The organism is Pantoea sp. JK (genome assembly GCF_026130245.1).
In the GTDB taxonomy this organism is placed as follows: domain Bacteria; phylum Pseudomonadota; class Gammaproteobacteria; order Enterobacterales; family Enterobacteriaceae; genus Pantoea; species Pantoea trifolii.
Map to the genome: position 1 here is coordinate 209,144 of NZ_JAINFN010000006.1, position 16,332 is coordinate 225,475.

General features: G+C 54.6%; 16 protein-coding genes. 8 read left to right on the forward strand and 8 right to left on the reverse strand.

All coding sequences use genetic code 11. The features are described 5' to 3' along the window. Positions 1–46: 46 nt before the first annotated feature. The 3 genes from PanJK_RS15005 to aspA form a co-directional block, all read right to left on the reverse strand. Positions 47–1,747 (reverse strand): protein-disulfide reductase DsbD, encoded by a 1,701-nt coding sequence (locus PanJK_RS15005; protein WP_265300800.1) that lies wholly within the window; start codon positions 1,745–1,747, stop codon positions 47–49. Positions 1,748–1,830: 83 nt separating this feature from the next. Continuing rightward, the gene (locus PanJK_RS15010) at positions 1,831–3,132 is read right to left on the reverse strand and encodes an anaerobic C4-dicarboxylate transporter (protein WP_256698239.1); all 1,302 of its coding nucleotides are present in this window, start codon (positions 3,130–3,132) and stop codon (positions 1,831–1,833) included. 117 nt (positions 3,133–3,249) lie between these two features. Next, positions 3,250–4,686 (reverse strand): aspartate ammonia-lyase, encoded by a 1,437-nt coding sequence (gene aspA / locus PanJK_RS15015; protein WP_008104424.1) that lies wholly within the window; start codon positions 4,684–4,686, stop codon positions 3,250–3,252. A 375-nt stretch (positions 4,687–5,061) separates the two neighbouring features. On the opposite strand from aspA, the gene PanJK_RS15020 reads away from it, so the two are divergent. From PanJK_RS15020 to PanJK_RS15035, 4 genes are all read left to right on the forward strand, one after another. Continuing rightward, the gene (locus tag PanJK_RS15020) at positions 5,062–5,514 is read left to right on the forward strand and encodes an FxsA family protein (RefSeq protein ID WP_265300804.1); all 453 of its coding nucleotides are present in this window, start codon (positions 5,062–5,064) and stop codon (positions 5,512–5,514) included. A 192-nt stretch (positions 5,515–5,706) separates the two neighbouring features. Beyond that, positions 5,707–6,000 carry a co-chaperone GroES gene (locus PanJK_RS15025; RefSeq protein WP_008104420.1) on the forward strand — a complete coding sequence of 98 codons (294 nt, stop codon included), beginning with the start codon at positions 5,707–5,709 and terminating at the stop codon, positions 5,998–6,000. Between the two features lie 46 nt (positions 6,001–6,046). After that, the gene (gene groL, locus PanJK_RS15030; protein ID WP_265300807.1) at positions 6,047–7,699 is read left to right on the forward strand and encodes a chaperonin GroEL; all 1,653 of its coding nucleotides are present in this window, start codon (positions 6,047–6,049) and stop codon (positions 7,697–7,699) included. A 197-nt stretch (positions 7,700–7,896) separates the two neighbouring features. Then, positions 7,897–8,244 carry a DUF4156 domain-containing protein gene (locus PanJK_RS15035; RefSeq protein WP_061718298.1) on the forward strand — a complete coding sequence of 116 codons (348 nt, stop codon included), beginning with the start codon at positions 7,897–7,899 and terminating at the stop codon, positions 8,242–8,244. A gap of 37 nt (positions 8,245–8,281) precedes the next feature. Here the strand turns inward: PanJK_RS15035 and epmB are convergent, their stop codons facing one another. After that, entirely contained in the window at positions 8,282–9,310 is a 1,029-nt protein-coding gene (gene epmB, locus PanJK_RS15040; protein WP_256698243.1) for an EF-P beta-lysylation protein EpmB, read from the reverse strand. Between the two features lie 42 nt (positions 9,311–9,352). Here epmB and efp point away from each other — a divergent pair, with 42 nt between their 5' ends. Both efp and PanJK_RS15050 read left to right on the forward strand, forming a co-directional pair. Continuing rightward, positions 9,353–9,919, forward strand: coding sequence for an elongation factor P (gene efp / locus PanJK_RS15045; RefSeq protein WP_034826669.1), 567 nt, complete (start codon positions 9,353–9,355; stop codon positions 9,917–9,919). 145 nt (positions 9,920–10,064) lie between these two features. Then, positions 10,065–10,199, forward strand: a complete 135-nt coding sequence (locus PanJK_RS15050; RefSeq protein ID WP_008104408.1) for an entericidin A/B family lipoprotein — start codon at positions 10,065–10,067, stop codon at positions 10,197–10,199. 39 nt (positions 10,200–10,238) lie between these two features. Here the strand turns inward: PanJK_RS15050 and PanJK_RS15055 are convergent, their stop codons facing one another. Next, the gene (locus PanJK_RS15055; protein WP_265300816.1) at positions 10,239–10,763 is read right to left on the reverse strand and encodes a lipocalin family protein; all 525 of its coding nucleotides are present in this window, start codon (positions 10,761–10,763) and stop codon (positions 10,239–10,241) included. Positions 10,764–10,898: 135 nt separating this feature from the next. Between PanJK_RS15055 and epmA the strand changes: the two genes are divergently transcribed. Beyond that, positions 10,899–11,876, forward strand: coding sequence for an elongation factor P--(R)-beta-lysine ligase (gene epmA / locus PanJK_RS15060; protein WP_256698245.1), 978 nt, complete (start codon positions 10,899–10,901; stop codon positions 11,874–11,876). 23 nt (positions 11,877–11,899) lie between these two features. Here epmA and degS read toward each other — a convergent pair whose 3' ends face one another. The 3 genes from degS to zapG form a co-directional block, all read right to left on the reverse strand. Beyond that, a complete protein-coding gene (degS, locus tag PanJK_RS15065) occupies positions 11,900–12,979 on the reverse strand; it encodes an outer membrane-stress sensor serine endopeptidase DegS (protein ID WP_265300818.1) in 1,080 nt (359 codons plus the stop codon). A gap of 86 nt (positions 12,980–13,065) precedes the next feature. Continuing rightward, entirely contained in the window at positions 13,066–14,436 is a 1,371-nt protein-coding gene (gene degQ / locus PanJK_RS15070; protein WP_256698248.1) for a serine endoprotease DegQ, read from the reverse strand. Positions 14,437–14,540: 104 nt separating this feature from the next. Next, on the reverse strand, positions 14,541–14,945 hold the full coding sequence (gene zapG / locus PanJK_RS15075) for a Z-ring associated protein ZapG (RefSeq protein ID WP_064737767.1): 405 nt from the start codon (positions 14,943–14,945) through the stop codon (positions 14,541–14,543). A gap of 190 nt (positions 14,946–15,135) precedes the next feature. Between zapG and zapE the strand changes: the two genes are divergently transcribed. Next, positions 15,136–16,263 carry a cell division protein ZapE gene (zapE, locus tag PanJK_RS15080; RefSeq protein WP_265300821.1) on the forward strand — a complete coding sequence of 376 codons (1,128 nt, stop codon included), beginning with the start codon at positions 15,136–15,138 and terminating at the stop codon, positions 16,261–16,263. The last annotated feature ends 69 nt before the right edge of the window (positions 16,264–16,332 follow it).

The following is a 16,332-nucleotide window of genomic DNA, read 5'->3' on the forward strand; positions in this document are numbered from 1 at the left end:
GGGCCCGCTCGCGGACGCGCGGGCAGTGTTCTGCTGACAGTGTCGTTTAACGTGACACATTCTGCAAATGTGCGCGAAAATCGGCGGCGTTGAGGAAGCCGGTGACTCGCGAATCAGGGATCTCTTTGCCATGCGCATCGAAGAACAGAATGGTCGGCAAACCTAAAACCTGCAGATGCTGTAAAAGCGCGTTGTCCTGCGCGTTATTGGCGGTGACATTGGCTTGCAGCAATTGCACCTGACTTAATGCGTTACGCACACCTTCATCGCTGAAGGTGTATTTCTCGAACTCTTTGCAGGCTACACACCAATCGGCGTACAGATCGACCATGGTGATGCGGCCTTGCGCCTGCTGCAGCGCGCTACCGAGCTGCTCGCTGCTGGTGATGGTTTGGAACGGCAGATGCGCCACGGCTTGCGCGCTGTTGCTGCTGCCAAACGCCCAATCCTGTAACGGGCGAGCACTCACCAGCGCGGCGGCGAGCATGATGATTTGCAGCACACGCCATTTACCGCTGGCGCGCAGGCTAAGGCTGAATGCCCAGGCAAAAAACGCCACGCCGAGCAGGCTCCACAAACGAATACCCCACAGATCGCCAATCACGCGTTCCAGCAGGAATACCGGCAGCGCCAGAATCACAAAGCCAAAACCTTCTTTGACGGTTTGCATCCACGGTCCGCTTTTTGGCAGCAGTTTGTTGCCAAACAGGGTCACGGCAATCAGCGGCAGGCCCATGCCGAAGGCATACAGCCACAGCGTGCCGGCGCCGGCCCACAGATTACCGCTCTGCGCGATATACAGCAGAATGGCGCTGAGTGGTGCGGTGGTGCAGGGCGAGCAGATTAATCCGGCCAATGCGCCCATCATAAATACGCCGGGCAGCGATCCACCTTGCTGGCGATTGCTCCACAGCGTGAGGCGCGTTTGCAGGCTGGCAGGCAATTGCAGCGAGAACAGGCCAAACATCGACAGCGCCAGCACGATAAACAGCGCCGACAAGCCCATTAAAACATAAGGATGCTGCAGCGCCGCCTGGAAGCGTAATCCCGCCGCGGCGACCACCATGCCGAGCACGGTGTAGGTTAGCGCCATGCCTTGCACATAGACCATCGCCAGCGCGAACAATCGTCCCATCGAATAGCGGCGCGGGCCACCTAAAATGATGCTGGAGATCAGCGGATACATCGGCAATACGCACGGCGTGAAAGCGACGCCAATACCAATCAGCAGCGCCCACAGCGGTGAAAACGGCAGCGGCGTGCTGTTTCTAGCGGGCTGCGCGCTGACTGCGGGCGCATCCTGATTGGCGGCAACCGCGCTCAGCGGTACGGCGCGGGTTTCAGGCGGATAGCAGAAACCGGCGGCGGCGCAGCCTTGATAGGTGACGGTAATGCTCGCGCCAGCATCGGCCTGACGCAGCGTGATCGGCAGTTGCAGATCCTGCGGGTAGATTTCACTTTTGCCATAGAACTCATCTTCGTGCGGCTGGCCAGGCGGTAGCGTCAACGGGGTAATCTGCGCTTTTTGCGGCGTAACGTGGATTTGCTGGCGATAGAGATAGTAGCCATCCTTCACTTTCCAGCTGAGCGTCAACTGATTGCCCTGCTGCGAGAAATCGAAGCCAAAAGCCTGATCAACCGGCACAAAACGGCTGTTGTTGTTCGGGGAGAAGAGTGAGGCTTGTGCCGAAAGGCAGAAAACCAGCGCCAGGCAAAAGCCGGCAAGGCGAAAGAGTCGTGCAGCCATAGCGAATAAATGAGCTCCGGTGGCGAATAGGCCGCGATAATAGCATGACCGCTTCGCCACGAGGTTTTCAGGATGTAACGGCGCTACAAAATCAGGCTGCCAAACAGGAAGCCAAACGCCACCGAGAAGGCAATCGCCAACACGCCGGGAATAATAAAGGAGTGGTTAAACACAAACTTACCGATACGGGTTGATCCGGTGTCATCCATTTCGACGGCGGCCAACAGCGTAGGATAGGTCGGCAGCACGAACAGCGCGGAAACCGCCGCAAAGGAGGCGACGGCGGCCAGCGGCGAGACGCCCAGCATCAACGCGGCAGGCATTAACGCTTTGGTGGTGGCGGCCTGCGAATAGAGCAGCGTGGCGGCGAAGAACAGCACCAGCGCCAGCATCCACGGATAACCTTGCAGCATGTCACCGGCTAACGCCTGAATGTCGTTGAGGTGTGCTTTAACGAAGGTATCGCCCAGCCACGCAACGCCCATCACGCAGATACAGGCGCTCATGCCTGATTTAAAGGTGCTGGCGCTAAGGATTTCACCGGTATCGATTTTGCAGGTCAGGCAAATTAGCGTGGCAACGGTCAGCATAAACACCACGATAGCTTCGTTGCGCGGCAGCACCGGATTGGTGATCAGGCCAACGCTGTCGCTAATCGCGGTGGCGTAGAGCACCACGGCGGCGATGCCGATCAGGAAGAGGAAGACAGCACGCTTCGCGCCTGGTTTGATGTCATAAACCTGCTCACCGCGCAGTTTCACTTCTCCTTTTGCTAAACGCGCCTGGTAAACCTCATCATCCTTGAGTTCTTTGCCGAGGAAACTGGTGATGATAGCGGCGCAGAAGATTGCTGCCATGGTAGAGGGAATCGCGACGCCTAACAGCGCCAGATAACTTACGCCACGCGGTTCAAGAATGGAGGCGAAAAACACCACTGCCGCAGAAAGCGGCGACGCGGTGATGGCAATCTGCGAGGCGACGACCGCAATCGACAGCGGACGTGAAGGGCGTACGCCTTGCTCTTTCGCCACTTCAGCAATCACCGGCAAGGTGGAGAACGCGGTGTGACCGGTACCGGCCAGCAGCGTCATGATGTAGGTGACCAGCGGCGCAAGGAAGGTGACATAGCGTGGATGACGGCGCAGCAGACGCTCGGCCAATCCCACCAGATAGTCGAGACCGCCAGCGATCTGCATCGCGGCAATCGCGGCAATCACCGCCATGATAATTTCGATCACATCGAAGGGGATCGCGCCAGGTTTTAAGCCGCAAATCAGCGTCAACGCCAGCACACCTAAACCGCCCGCGAAACCGATGCCGATGCCGCCAAGACGCGCACCGAGCCAGATCGCCAGCAGGACAATAACCAACTCCACTACTACCATTCGTTCCACTCCCTGAGCCGCAGAGAAATCCCGACTCTTAAAGTTGTAGCCGCCAAAATGAAAAAAGCACGCCGCATTGTATACGGGCGTGCTTTTGGCAACTTGATCCGGAACGGATTACTGTTCGTTTTCGTCGGTGTAACGTTTGGCTTTATATACCGGATGCATCAGGTTCTGAATGGAGAAAATATCGTCCAGTTCGGTTTCCGTCAGCAGGCCGCGCTCCAGCACCACTTCACGTACGCTCTTGCCAGTTTCGGCACAAATCTTACCGACGATATCGCCGTTGTGATGGCCGATGTACGGGTTGAGATAAGTGACGATACCAATCGAGTTGAACACGTAAGCTTCACACACCGCTTTGTTGGCGGTGATGCCGTTGACGCATTTTTCCAGCAGGTTGAAGCAGGCGTTCGTCAGGATGCTGATCGATTCGAACAGCGCCTGGCCAATCACCGGCTCCATTACGTTGAGCTGCAGCTGACCGGCTTCAGACGCCATGGTGACGGTGATGTCGTTGCCGATCACTTTGAAGCACACCTGATTCACCACTTCTGGCACCACCGGATTCACTTTGGCGGGCATGATTGATGAACCGGCCTGCAGTTCTGGCAGGTTGATCTCATTCAGGCCGGCGCGCGGACCGGAAGAGAGCAGGCGCAGGTCGTTACAGATTTTCGACAGTTTCACCGCCAGACGTTTCAGCGCTGAGTGCACCATCACGTATGCGCCGCAGTCGGAAGTGGCTTCAATCAAATCTTCTGCAGGCACCACCGGCAGATTACTCACTTCCGCCAGACGCTGTACCGCCAGCTGCTGGTAGCCATCTGGCGTGTTGAGACGGGTACCGATGGCGGTCGCGCCAAGGTTCACTTCCAGCAGCAGTTCGGCGGTGCGCAGAATGCTGCGGGTCTCTTCATTCAGCAGCACGTTAAACGCGTGGAACTCCTGGCCAAGCGTCATTGGCACCGCATCCTGCAGCTGGGTACGACCCATTTTCAGGATGTTTTCGAACTCAACCGCTTTACGCTGGAAGCCTTCGCTCAGCTGATTGATACCGTCGAGCAGTTTCAGGATCGAAGCGTATACCGCGATACGGAAACCGGTTGGATAAGCGTCGTTGGTGGACTGACACTTGTTCACGTGATCGTTGGGATTGAGGTACTGATATTCACCTTTCTGATGGCCCATCAGCTCCAGACCGATGTTGGCCAGCACTTCATTGGTGTTCATGTTGACCGAGGTGCCCGCGCCGCCCTGATAGACGTCAACCGGGAACTGATCCATGCATTTACCGTTATTCAGCACTTCATCACAGGCCTGAATAATGGTGTTGGCGATATTGCGGGGAATGGTCTGCAACTCTTTGTTGGCGAGCGCGGCTGCTTTCTTCACCATCACCATACCGCGGACAAACTCCGGTATGTCGCTGATTTTACTGTTACTAATATAGAAGTTTTCAATCGCACGCAGAGTATGAACACCGTAGTAAGCGTCTGCCGGAACTTCGCGCATGCCTAACAGGTCTTCTTCGATACGAATGTTGTTCGCCATGATTACCTTCTTATTATTGCTGCCTGGTTACTGCCGGGCGTCCGGATGGACGGGCGGCAATTAACGTGCAGGTGAAGCGATTATATTGTCGTGGAATGTCAGCGCCGACATATTATCCATCTTCGCGCTGACGGGCACGATCATATTCTGATGTTACAGAATTGTTTGTGCACAGATCACTTTACGGGCTTTTGCAGGCCCAGCGGTAATAACGATATGTGATGTACTTCGCAATTTTAAGTCAGTGGGAAAAAAATGGCAGGATCGGTTGAAAATGCCGGTGCAAATGCCCATCTCTATCAATACGGTCCTACAGACCCTCCCTTTCTGCTGCCTGGCAATTTGCGGGGCAGCTCCAACTCACAGGAGAATTCGGTGCGCTGGTTACCGTTAGTGATTTTTTTTGTTTTGGCCTGGATTGAGATCTCAATCTTCATTCAGGTCGCACATGCGCTGGGCGTGCTGCTCACCATGCTGCTGGTGATCTTCACCTCGTGTATTGGTGTGTCGCTGGTGAAAAATCAGGGCATGAAGAACTTCCGGCTGATGCAGGAGAAGCTGGCGCGTAACGGAAGCCCGGCGGCGGAGATGACCAAAAGCGTTTCGCTGATTATCTCCGGCTTCCTGCTGCTGTTGCCGGGTTTCTTCACCGACTTCCTTGGTTTACTGCTGCTGTTGCCGCCGGTGCAAAAACATCTGACCCTGAAGTTGATGCCGCATCTGCGCATGTGGCGCGGACCGGGCGCTGGTCCGGATGCCGGTTTCACCGTGGACGGTGAATACGAGCGAAAAGATCAGGACCGAATTGGTCGCGATAAAGACCAATAAACTCATCAAGGCGGCGCAAGCCGCCTTTTTGCTGCATTTTTCGCCATCTGTTGCAAAAACGAAAATATTTATATTTTTTGCCCTTGAATCCCCACTTATTGCCCCTATCTCTTCCAGCACGAGGCTGGAAGCCCTGCTGTCCGGCTCAACCCCAAAAATGAATGATTGGACTTTCTAAAGGAGAGCTATCAAATGAAAATTCGTCCATTGCACGATCGCGTTATCGTCAAGCGTAAAGAAGTCGAAGCTAAATCAGCGGGCGGCATCGTGCTGACCGGTTCAGCTGCCGGTAAATCTACCCGCGGTGAAGTCCTGGCTGTTGGCAAAGGCCGCATCCTGGAAAACGGTGAAGTTAAGCCACTGGACGTAAAAGTGGGTGATCTGGTGATTTTCAGCGAAGGCTACGGTGCTAAAACCGAGAAAATCGACAACGAAGAAGTTCTGATCATCTCCGAAAGCGACATCCTTGCAGTAGTTGAAGCGTAATTTACGCGTAATTCACTGAACGAAACGAATTTAAGGGATATTTGAAATGGCAGCTAAAGACGTAAAATTCGGTAATGACGCACGCGTAAAAATGCTGCGTGGCGTAAACGTACTGGCAGATGCAGTAAAAGTTACCCTGGGCCCGAAAGGCCGTAACGTGGTTCTGGATAAATCTTTTGGTGCACCGACCATCACTAAAGATGGTGTTTCTGTTGCGCGTGAAATCGAGCTGGAAGACAAGTTCGAAAACATGGGCGCACAGATGGTGAAAGAAGTGGCCTCTAAAGCGAACGACGCAGCAGGCGACGGCACCACCACCGCAACCGTTCTGGCTCAGGCAATCATCACCGAAGGCCTGAAAGCAGTGGCTGCGGGCATGAACCCGATGGATCTGAAGCGCGGTATCGATAAAGCCGTTATCGCTGCCGTTGAAGAACTGAAAACCCTGTCTGTACCTTGCCAGGATTCACGCGCTATCGCACAGGTTGGTACCATCTCTGCTAACTCCGACGAAACCGTGGGTACTCTGATCGCTGACGCGATGGACAAAGTGGGCAAAGAAGGCGTTATCACCGTTGAAGAAGGCACCGGCCTGCAAGACGAGCTGGACGTGGTTGAAGGTATGCAGTTTGATCGCGGCTACCTGTCTCCTTACTTCATCAACAAGCCAGAAACAGGCGCAGTTGAGCTGGAAACCCCGTTCATCCTGCTGGCTGACAAGAAAATCTCCAACATCCGCGAAATGCTGCCCGTGCTGGAAGCCGTTGCGAAAGCCGGTAAGCCACTGCTGATCATTGCAGAAGACGTGGAAGGTGAAGCACTGGCAACGCTGGTGGTGAACACCATGCGCGGCATCGTGAAAGTGGCTGCGGTTAAAGCACCTGGCTTCGGCGACCGTCGTAAAGCCATGCTGCAGGATATCGCTATCCTGACCCGCGGTACCGTGATCTCTGAAGAGATCGGTATGGAGCTGGAGAAAGCTACCCTGGAAGATCTGGGTCAGGCAAAACGCGTTGTGATCAACAAAGACACCACCACCATCATCGATGGCGTGGGCGATCAAGGCGCTATCTCTGGCCGCGTAACGCAGATTCGTCAGCAGATCGAAGAAGCGACCTCTGATTACGACAAAGAGAAACTGCAGGAGCGCGTAGCGAAACTGGCAGGCGGCGTTGCCGTTCTGAAAGTGGGCGCAGCAACTGAAGTTGAAATGAAAGAGAAGAAAGCACGCGTTGAAGATGCTCTGCACGCGACCCGTGCTGCAGTAGAAGAAGGCGTAGTTGCTGGTGGTGGTGTGGCGCTGGTTCGCGTTGCAGCGAAAATCGCCGCATCTGGCCTGAAAGGCGATAACGAAGATCAGAACGTGGGTATCAAAGTTGCGCTGCGCGCAATGGAAGCACCACTGCGTCAGATCGTGTCTAACGCCGGCGAAGAGCCTTCAGTTGTTGCTAACAACGTGAAAGCGGGCGACGGTAACTACGGTTACAACGCGCAGACCGAAGAGTACGGCAACATGATCGACTTCGGTATTCTGGACCCAACCAAAGTGACCCGTTCTGCGCTGCAGTACGCTTCATCTGTTGCGGGCCTGATGATCACCACCGAAGCGATGGTGACCGATCTGCCTAAAAACGATGCACCTGATTTAGGTGGCGCTGGCGGTATGGGTGGCATGGGCGGAATGGGCGGCATGATGTAATTGCCCCTGACTGCTTAAGTCATCTGGAAAACCCCCGATCGGAAACGGTCGGGGGTTTTTCTTTTGCTGGGGAACAAGGTATAAGTAAGGGCGCAATACTTCGGCTTTACGGGTTTAGGGCAATGAATGTTCAGAAAAAAAGTGCGCTTTTCTGCTACGCTGCCGCCCGACACTGATGATAATAAATGGGGATTACAATGCGGATTAACCTCTTGCTCGGTCTGGCAGTCGGAACTTTACTGCTGGCGGGCTGTAGCAGCTCCAATCAACTGAGTGCTGGCGGCGAACGCGTGACCTTCACCGACCAACAACCCGCAAGTCAATGTCAGCTGCTGGGAACGCTCACCGGCTCCCAGAGCAACTGGCTGAGCGGTTCAGGCGGTGAAGGCAGTTCACTGCGTGGCGCAGCGAACGACCTGCGCAACCGCGCGGCAGAAATGGGCGGTAACGTGATTTATGGCGCCACCAGCCCGACGCAGAATCTGCTGTCCGCTTTCGCGCCGCTCGACAGCAAAATGACCGGACAGGTGTATAAGTGCCCGTAAGTTGCAATCGTAAAAAAAGCCGCTAATGCGGCTTTTTTTATTCCTGACGCAGCTGTAAATCCAGCGGCGTCTTGCTGGGCTCGCCGCCAATCTCGCGCGCCAGTTTTGGCACCATATAACCGGACACCATCGCCAGCAGCTGGCGCACTATCATGCGTGCTTCTTCATCGGAAACAAAGAAGTGCGCCGCGCCTTGCACCTTATCCAGCACATGCAGGTAGTAGGGCAGAATGCCGGCATCAAACAGCGCATTGCTGAGATCCGCCAGCGTCTGCGCATCATCATTCACATCACGCAGCAACACGCTCTGATTAAGCAGCGTAACACCCGCACGCTTCAGCATCTGCATGCCGAAACGCAGCTCGTCATCAATTTCCTGCGCGTGGTTGATGTGGCTCACCATCAACACCTGCAGACGCGTGTCGGCCAAAATCTGACACAAGCCTTCAGTGATTCGCGCCGGGATTACCACCGGCAAGCGGGTGTGAATGCGCAGGCGTTTGAGGTGCGGGATTTTTTCCAGCGCGTCCACCAGCCATGCCAGCTCATGATCTTTCGCCATCAGCGGATCGCCGCCGGAGAAGATGATCTCATCCAGTTCCGGATGCGTGGCAATGTAATCAATCGCCGCCTGCCAGTTGCGCTTGTTGCCTTGGTTATCCTGGTAGGGGAAATGACGGCGGAAACAGTAGCGGCAGTTGACCGCACAGCCGCCTTTTACCAGCAGCAGCGCACGGTTTCTATACTTATGCAGTAAACCCGGCACCACGCTGCTTTGTTCATCCAGCGGATCGGTGCTATAACCTGGCGCATCAATAAATTCCTGACGGCTGGTGAGCACTTGCAGCAGTAGCGGGTCCGTCGCATCGCCTTTTTTCATGCGTGCGATGAAGGCGCGCGGTACGCGCAGGGCGAAAAGCTTGCGTGCATCAGCGCCTGCAGCCAGATCAGCATGCTGATCAAGAGATAAAAGTTGCAGTAATTCAGCAGGTTCGGTGACAACATCAGCTAGTTGCTGCAACCAATCTTCTCTGACGGGGGGATTTAGGGTTACAATGTGTGCCATTTTTTTGGCTATTTACCAGTTCAATATTTACAGAGGGCCTTTATGGCGACTTATCTTAGCAACGATTTCCGTCCCGGTCTTAAAATCATGTTCGAAGGCGAGCCATATGCCATCGAAGCCAGTGAGTTCGTTAAGCCGGGTAAAGGCCAGGCATTTGCGCGCGTAAAAATGCGTCGTCTGCTGACCGGTTCTCGCGTTGAGAAGACCTTCAAATCTACTGACTCTGCCGAAGGCGCAGACGTTCGTGATATGACGCTGCAATACTCTTACAACGACGGCGACTTCTACTACTTCATGCATCCGGAATCTTTCGAGCAGTATCAGATCGAATCTAAAGTGCTGGATGACGTGACCAAGTGGCTGCAGGACAATGCAGATTGTATCGTTACCCTGTGGAACGATAAAGCGATCGCTGTTCAGCCACCGAACTTCATCGAAGCTGAAGTCATCGAAACCGATCCAGGCCTGAAGGGTGATACCGCAGGTACCGGCGGCAAGCCCGCTACGCTGTCGACTGGCGCGGTCATCAAAGTGCCACTGTTCGTACAGATTGGCGAAGTGGTAAAAGTGGATACCCGCTCTGGCGAATACGTTTCTCGCGTAAAATAATCGTCAAATCAGGCGCATCATTGATGCGCCTTTTTTCTCTCTGTGTATTTCTCTTCTCTTTTTTCACCCGCCCAATCCGCAGTTTTACAGATCAAGACTATGCTTTAAGAGCTGTACTTTTACTGCAACCAAAAAGGATATGGCTATGTTAAAGAAAAGTATTGTCGCGATTTTTTCCGTGCTGGTGCTCTCATCCGTTCTGACCGCCTGTAATACCACCCGTGGTGTTGGCGAAGACGTTCAGGCGGGCGGGAAAGCGATTCAGCGCAGCGCACAGTAAGCTATTCCGGTGTGAAAGCGACTTTCGCACCGGTTCTCATTATTTCTGCTCTACCCAAATCAATTCTTCAACCGGGAATCCGGCACGTCTGGCCTGTTCAACCAAACGCTGTTTTACACTCTCATCCAGCTGCGGCGTACGCGACAGAATCCACAAGTAGCTACGATTCGGCCCGCATATCAGCGCATAGCGATAGTCAGGATCCAGCGCAATCACGTTGTAACCGCCATAAAACGGGCCAAAGAACGACACTTTCAGCGAGGCGCGCTGTTTATCGCCGGTGAAGTAGGCTTTGCCCACGCTCTCCTGCCAGCGCTGTTTCTGCGGATTGTAGCCACGGTTGATCACCTTCAAGCCGCCGTCCTCGCGCGGACTATAATTAGCGGTAACCTGTTGTAATCCGCGCTCAAAGCGGTGATCGAGGCGGGCGATTTCATACCACTGGCCGAGATAGCGCTGACTGTCGAAACCTTCTACCACCGTGACGCCTTTGGGCGGCGTGGTCGTACAGGCAACGGAGAGAAAGGCGCTCAGGCTGGCGAGCAGGGTTTTCCATGGGGACATTGTGGGATTCCTTTACGATTTAATAGGTTAAGTATAGCTGCCCGATACCAAATTGCTGCCTGCGCCCGCTGTCGTTGTTTGCTATCGGCAATGCGGGTAGACTTCCACCCCTTATCTGTATGAGGAGTCATCAACATGAGCGAAACGGCAAGCTGGCAGCCGAGCGCATCCATTGCCAATTTGTTGAAACGCGCCGCTATTATGGCGGAAATACGTCGTTTCTTTGCCGATCGCGGCGTGCTGGAGGTCGATACCCCGGCGATGAGCCAGGCGACCATTACTGACATCCATCTGGTGCCGTTCCAGACGCGTTTTGTTGGGCCCGGCGCTGCCGAAGGGCGCGATCTGTGGCTGATGACCAGTCCGGAATATCACATGAAGCGCCTGCTGGCGGCCGGCAGTGGCCCGATCTACCAGATGGGTCGCAGCTTCCGCAATGAGGAAGCGGGTCGTCACCACAATCCCGAGTTCACCATGCTGGAGTGGTATCGTCCGCACTATGACATGTACCGTCTGATGAACGAAGTGGACGATTTGATGCAGCAGGTGCTGGAGTGCGATAGCGCGGAATCGCTGTCGTATCAGCAGGCGTTTATCCGCCATCTGGAAGTGGATCCGCTGTCGGCCGATAAAGCACAGCTGCGCGAAGTGGCGGAGAAGCTGGGCGAGGGCGAGCTGGCAAATCGTGAAGAAGACCGCGATACGCTGCTGCAACTGCTGTTTATGCTGGGCGTTGAACCGAAGATTGGTAATGATAAGCCGTGCTTCGTCTACCACTTCCCGGCAACACAGGCCGCGCTGGCGGAGATCAGTACCGAAGATCACCGTGTCGCCGAGCGTTTCGAGGTCTATTACAAAGGGATTGAGCTGGCGAACGGTTTCCGTGAGTTAACCGATAGCCGTGAGCAGCGTCAGCGCTTTGAACAGGACAATCGTCGTCGTGCTGCGCGTGGCCTGCCGCAACATCCTATTGATACCAATCTGCTGGATGCGCTGGCACACGGAATGCCTGCTTGCTCAGGCGTGGCGTTGGGCGTGGATCGTTTAATCATGCTGGCACTGAAGGCCAGCTCGCTGAGCGAAGTGATCGCCTTCCCGGTTGATCGCAGCTAAATTATCAGGGCGCGCAAGCGCCCTTATGGCGTGGTGGTGGCGGGCGCGGTGACTTCAGGGAATTCCTGAATCGTCACCGGCAAGGTCATTTTCTTTTCATTACGCAAAATCTGCACGTCAATCACCGAGCCCGGACGAATTTCTGCCACCTGATCCATGGTTTCCTGCGCCGAGAGCGCAGGTTTTCCATTCACTTCAAGCAGCACGTCATTGGCTTGAATGCCAGCGCTATCGGCAGGCCCGCCCGGCGTGACGTCGTTAACGATAATGCCCTGAACGCGATCGAGATTATTGCCCTGGCCATGTAGCGGCGGCAGTTCGCGCCCCCTAATGCCGATATAGCCGCGAATCACCCGACCATCACGAATCAGCTTATCCATGATTTTGCTCGCCAGCGCGGTGGGAATGGCGAAGCCAATCCCTTCCGGGGTTTCGCCATCGCTGCTTTTATCAAACGTCAGGGTATTAATGCCCATCAGTTCGCCCAGCGAGTTAATCAATGCGCCGCCCGAGTTGCCCTGATTGATCGAGGCATCGGTCTGCAGGAAATTTTGTCGTCCGGATGAGCTTAAGCCCACGCGTCCGGTGGCGCTGATAATGCCTTGCGTCACGGTTTGACCGAGGTTGTACGGGTTACCGATCGCCATCACCACATCGCCGATGTGCGCGATGCGTTTGGCGTTGATGGGGATAACCGGCAAGTTGGAGGCGCTGATTTTCAACACCGCTAAATCGGTCATGGCATCGGAACCCACTAAGTTGGCTTCGAAGAAGCGTCCATCCTGCAGCGCGACGATGATTTGATCGGCGTTATTAATCACATGTTTATTCGTGAGGATGTAGCCTTTGCCGTTCATGATCACGCCGGAGCCGAGCGTGGTGATGCCGCGATTATTGTTGCCGTGGGCGCTGCGGTTATAGACGTTGACGACTGCGGGCACGGCGCGTCGCACACCCTGATTAAAACTAACGGGTACTTCATCGTCGCTGTTGTCATGTTCAAAGGTGATGTTGCTGCCCATACGTAACGCAGGGATCGCGACAAGCAGTAAGCCAGCCACGATCAGGCCCATCACCACAGAACGCAAAAGTTTAAGAAACATGGTGTTATTTCAAGCCAGGTGAGATCGCAGGGCAGAATAGCATGAGAAAGGCGGACAAACACCTGCTTGTCCGCCTGATGCGAGGATTATCGCAGAAGCAGGTAAATACTCTCTTCGCCGCGCACCACGTTCAGTGCCAGCACCGGCGGTTTGCCTTCCAGCACTTTGCGCATTTCAGCAATAGAAGCGACGCGATTGCGGTTCACGCCGATGATCACATCGTCTTTCTGCAAACCCACTTGCTCCGCTGGCGTGCCTTTTTCGATGGCATCGACTTTCACGCCTTTGTCACCGGTTTTGGTCGCGCCATCGCTCAGCGTTGCGCCTTGCAGGGCCGGGGACATCAACTGCGCGCTGGCGGTGGTTTGCGCGCTCTGTTCCAGCGTGACGGTGACATTGACCAATTTGCCTTCACGCAGCAGGCCAATTTTCACGTCCTGGCCCGGCGGCGTGGTGCCGACTTTCACACGCAGCTCAGCAAAGCTGGTGATCGGCTTATCATTGATGGAGGTAATAATATCGCCGGCTTTAATGCCCGCTTTCTCGGCGGCTGACTTCGGCAGCACTTCAGAAACAAAGGCACCGCGCTGCGCATCCACATTGAACGCTTTGGCGATATCGGCGGTCATTTCCGTGCCTTTAATGCCGAGCTGACCGCGCTTCACTTCGCCGAACTGAATCAGCTGCTGCGCCAGGTTCATCGCCATGTTGGCCGGTATGGCGAAGCCGATGCCGATGTTGCCGCCGCTTGACGCCAGAATCGCGGTGTTGATACCAATCAACTCGCCATTCAGGTTCACCAGCGCACCGCCGGAGTTACCGCGGTTAATCGCGGCATCGGTCTGAATAAAGTTCTCCAGACCTTCCAGATTCAGGCCGCTTCGGCCCAGCGCAGAGATGATGCCTGATGTGGCCGTTTGACCCAGACCAAATGGATTTCCGATGGCCACGGCAAAATCACCCACTTTTAACGAATCGGAATCGGCGATTTTTATCTGCGTGAGATTTTTCGCGCCTTCAACCTGAATCAAGGCGATGTCGGTTTGTTCATCGTGACCGATTAACTTAGCGTCATATTCGTTGCCGTCACCCAGCTGCACGCTGATTTTGTCGGCGTTGCTGACCACATGATTGTTAGTAAGGATGTAGCCTTTAGCGGCATCGATGATCACGCCGGAGCCCAGACCTTCAAAGGGTTGAGGCTGAGATTGGCCCGGAGCCTGACCAAAAAAGCGCTTCAGCGGTTCAGGAATCTCCTGCGCCTGCTGGCCGCTGTCGGTACCTTCAACACGCACGCTCACTACTGCGGGCAGAACTTTTTCCAGCATCGGTGCCAGGCTTGGCAATGCTTGTCCCTGAATCTGGGCGGGAAGAGTCGCCAGCGCACTCGGTGCCGCAGCCAAACTCATCCCGATACCCAAGGCTAATGCGCTTAACAGACGTGCTTGTTTTTTCATTGCTACAACGCTCTCGCTGCGAAAGGGATAAAAGAAGTGTGACAGTAGTTTGTGGTTTGTGTTCGAAAACAAAAAGGGCACAGCCAAGCTGTGCCCCAAAAGGATTAATTACGCGGTGCGCGGTCACTGCCACGTAACAGGCCGGATGCGCCTTCAGAGTAATCACGCGGCATCTGTACAGGCGCCTGATCGTTATCCGCTTCGGCTTCCGTCAGCTGGTAGGCAAACGGATTTTTTTCGCCCGGCAGGTTTGGCAGCAGGTCGTTAGATCCTTTCGCCATGTGCTGATACAGCTGGCGATAATCATGTGCCATGTTGTCCAGCAGCTCGGCGCTGCGGGCGAAGTGGTTGGTGAGCTCTTCGCGGTAATCCGCCAGCTCAGCCTTCGATTTTTCCAGTTCATACTGCATGCTACGCTGCTCGCGCAGCTTCTTGTTGCCAAAACGCATGACGACTGCGCCGACAATAATGCCAATCACTAAACCAATCAGCCCGTATTCCCAGGTCATAATGACTCCCGTGTAATTTCCGTTGTTTCGTAGGGCATTGCTTCTGTTGCAACATCAACTTCAATAGCAGCCACTATACCCAATAATCTATTGGAAGTGGAACTATCGGGCTGCATCGCTTAGTGTAGAGCGGCCTAATTTTCGTCAACCGACCCGTGAATCGGACTTTTTCAGGGATTCTGAGAGAACCATGCAAACCTCATCTCCGCTTGCACGCTACGAGCAGGCGCTGTCGCAGGGCGAATTCCGCCCGGATGACGTACAACGAGAAGCGATTACCCGCTTAGATAATATCCAGCAAGGATTGATTGCCCGCCAGCAACAGGTTGAACCGGCTGCCAAAGGTCTGTTTGGCCGCTTGTCTAAGATGATTAATAAAGAAAAAAACACCCATGAAGCGCCCGTGCGCGGCCTCTATATGTGGGGCGGTGTAGGACGCGGTAAAACCTGGGTAATGGATCTGTTTTTTCAGTCAATTCCTGGTGATCGTAAGCTGCGTCTGCATTTCCACCGCTTTATGCTGCGCGTCCATCAGGAACTGACGCAGCTGCAAGGCCACAGCGATCCGTTGCTGATTGTCGCCGATCGCTTTAAAGCGGAAACCGATATTCTCTGTTTTGATGAGTTTTTTGTCTCGGATATCACCGACGCCATGCTGCTGGGCACGCTAATGGAAGCGCTATTTGCGCGTGGCATTTCACTGGTGGCAACCTCGAATATTCCGCCGGATGAACTCTATCGCAATGGCCTGCAACGCCCACGTTTCCTGCCAGCCATCGAACAAATTAAGCGTCATTGTGACGTGATGAACGTGGACGCCGGTATCGATTACCGCTTGCGCACCTTAACCTCGGCGCATTTATGGAACTTCCCGCTCAACGATGCCACGCACAGCGAAATGGAGCGCATGTTCCGTGCGTTGTCAGGCAAAGTGCGTGAAGACGCGCCGGTGCTGGAGATTAACCACCGCCAGATGCCGACGCTCGGTGTGCATGAAGGCGTGCTGGCGATCAATTTCCTGACGCTGTGCGGCGAAGGGCGCAGTCAGCATGACTATATTGAGCTCTCGCGCCGTTTTCACAGCGTCTTGCTGTATGATGTGCCGGTGATGATTTATAAGACCGAAGATCAGGCGCGCCGCTTCCTGGCGCTGATCGATGAGTTCTACGAACGCCATGTGAAACTGGTGGTCGCGGCGGAAACATCACTGTTTGAAATTTATCAGGGCACACGCTTGAAGTTTGAGTATCAGCGCTGCTTGTCGCGTTTGCAGGAGATGCAGAGCGAAGAGTATTTGCGTCTGCCGCATCTGCCCTGATGACGTGGCATAAATCGTAGGTTTTAGATGCAAAAAGGTTCGATCTTTGAGTTCGACTTCTCTATAATC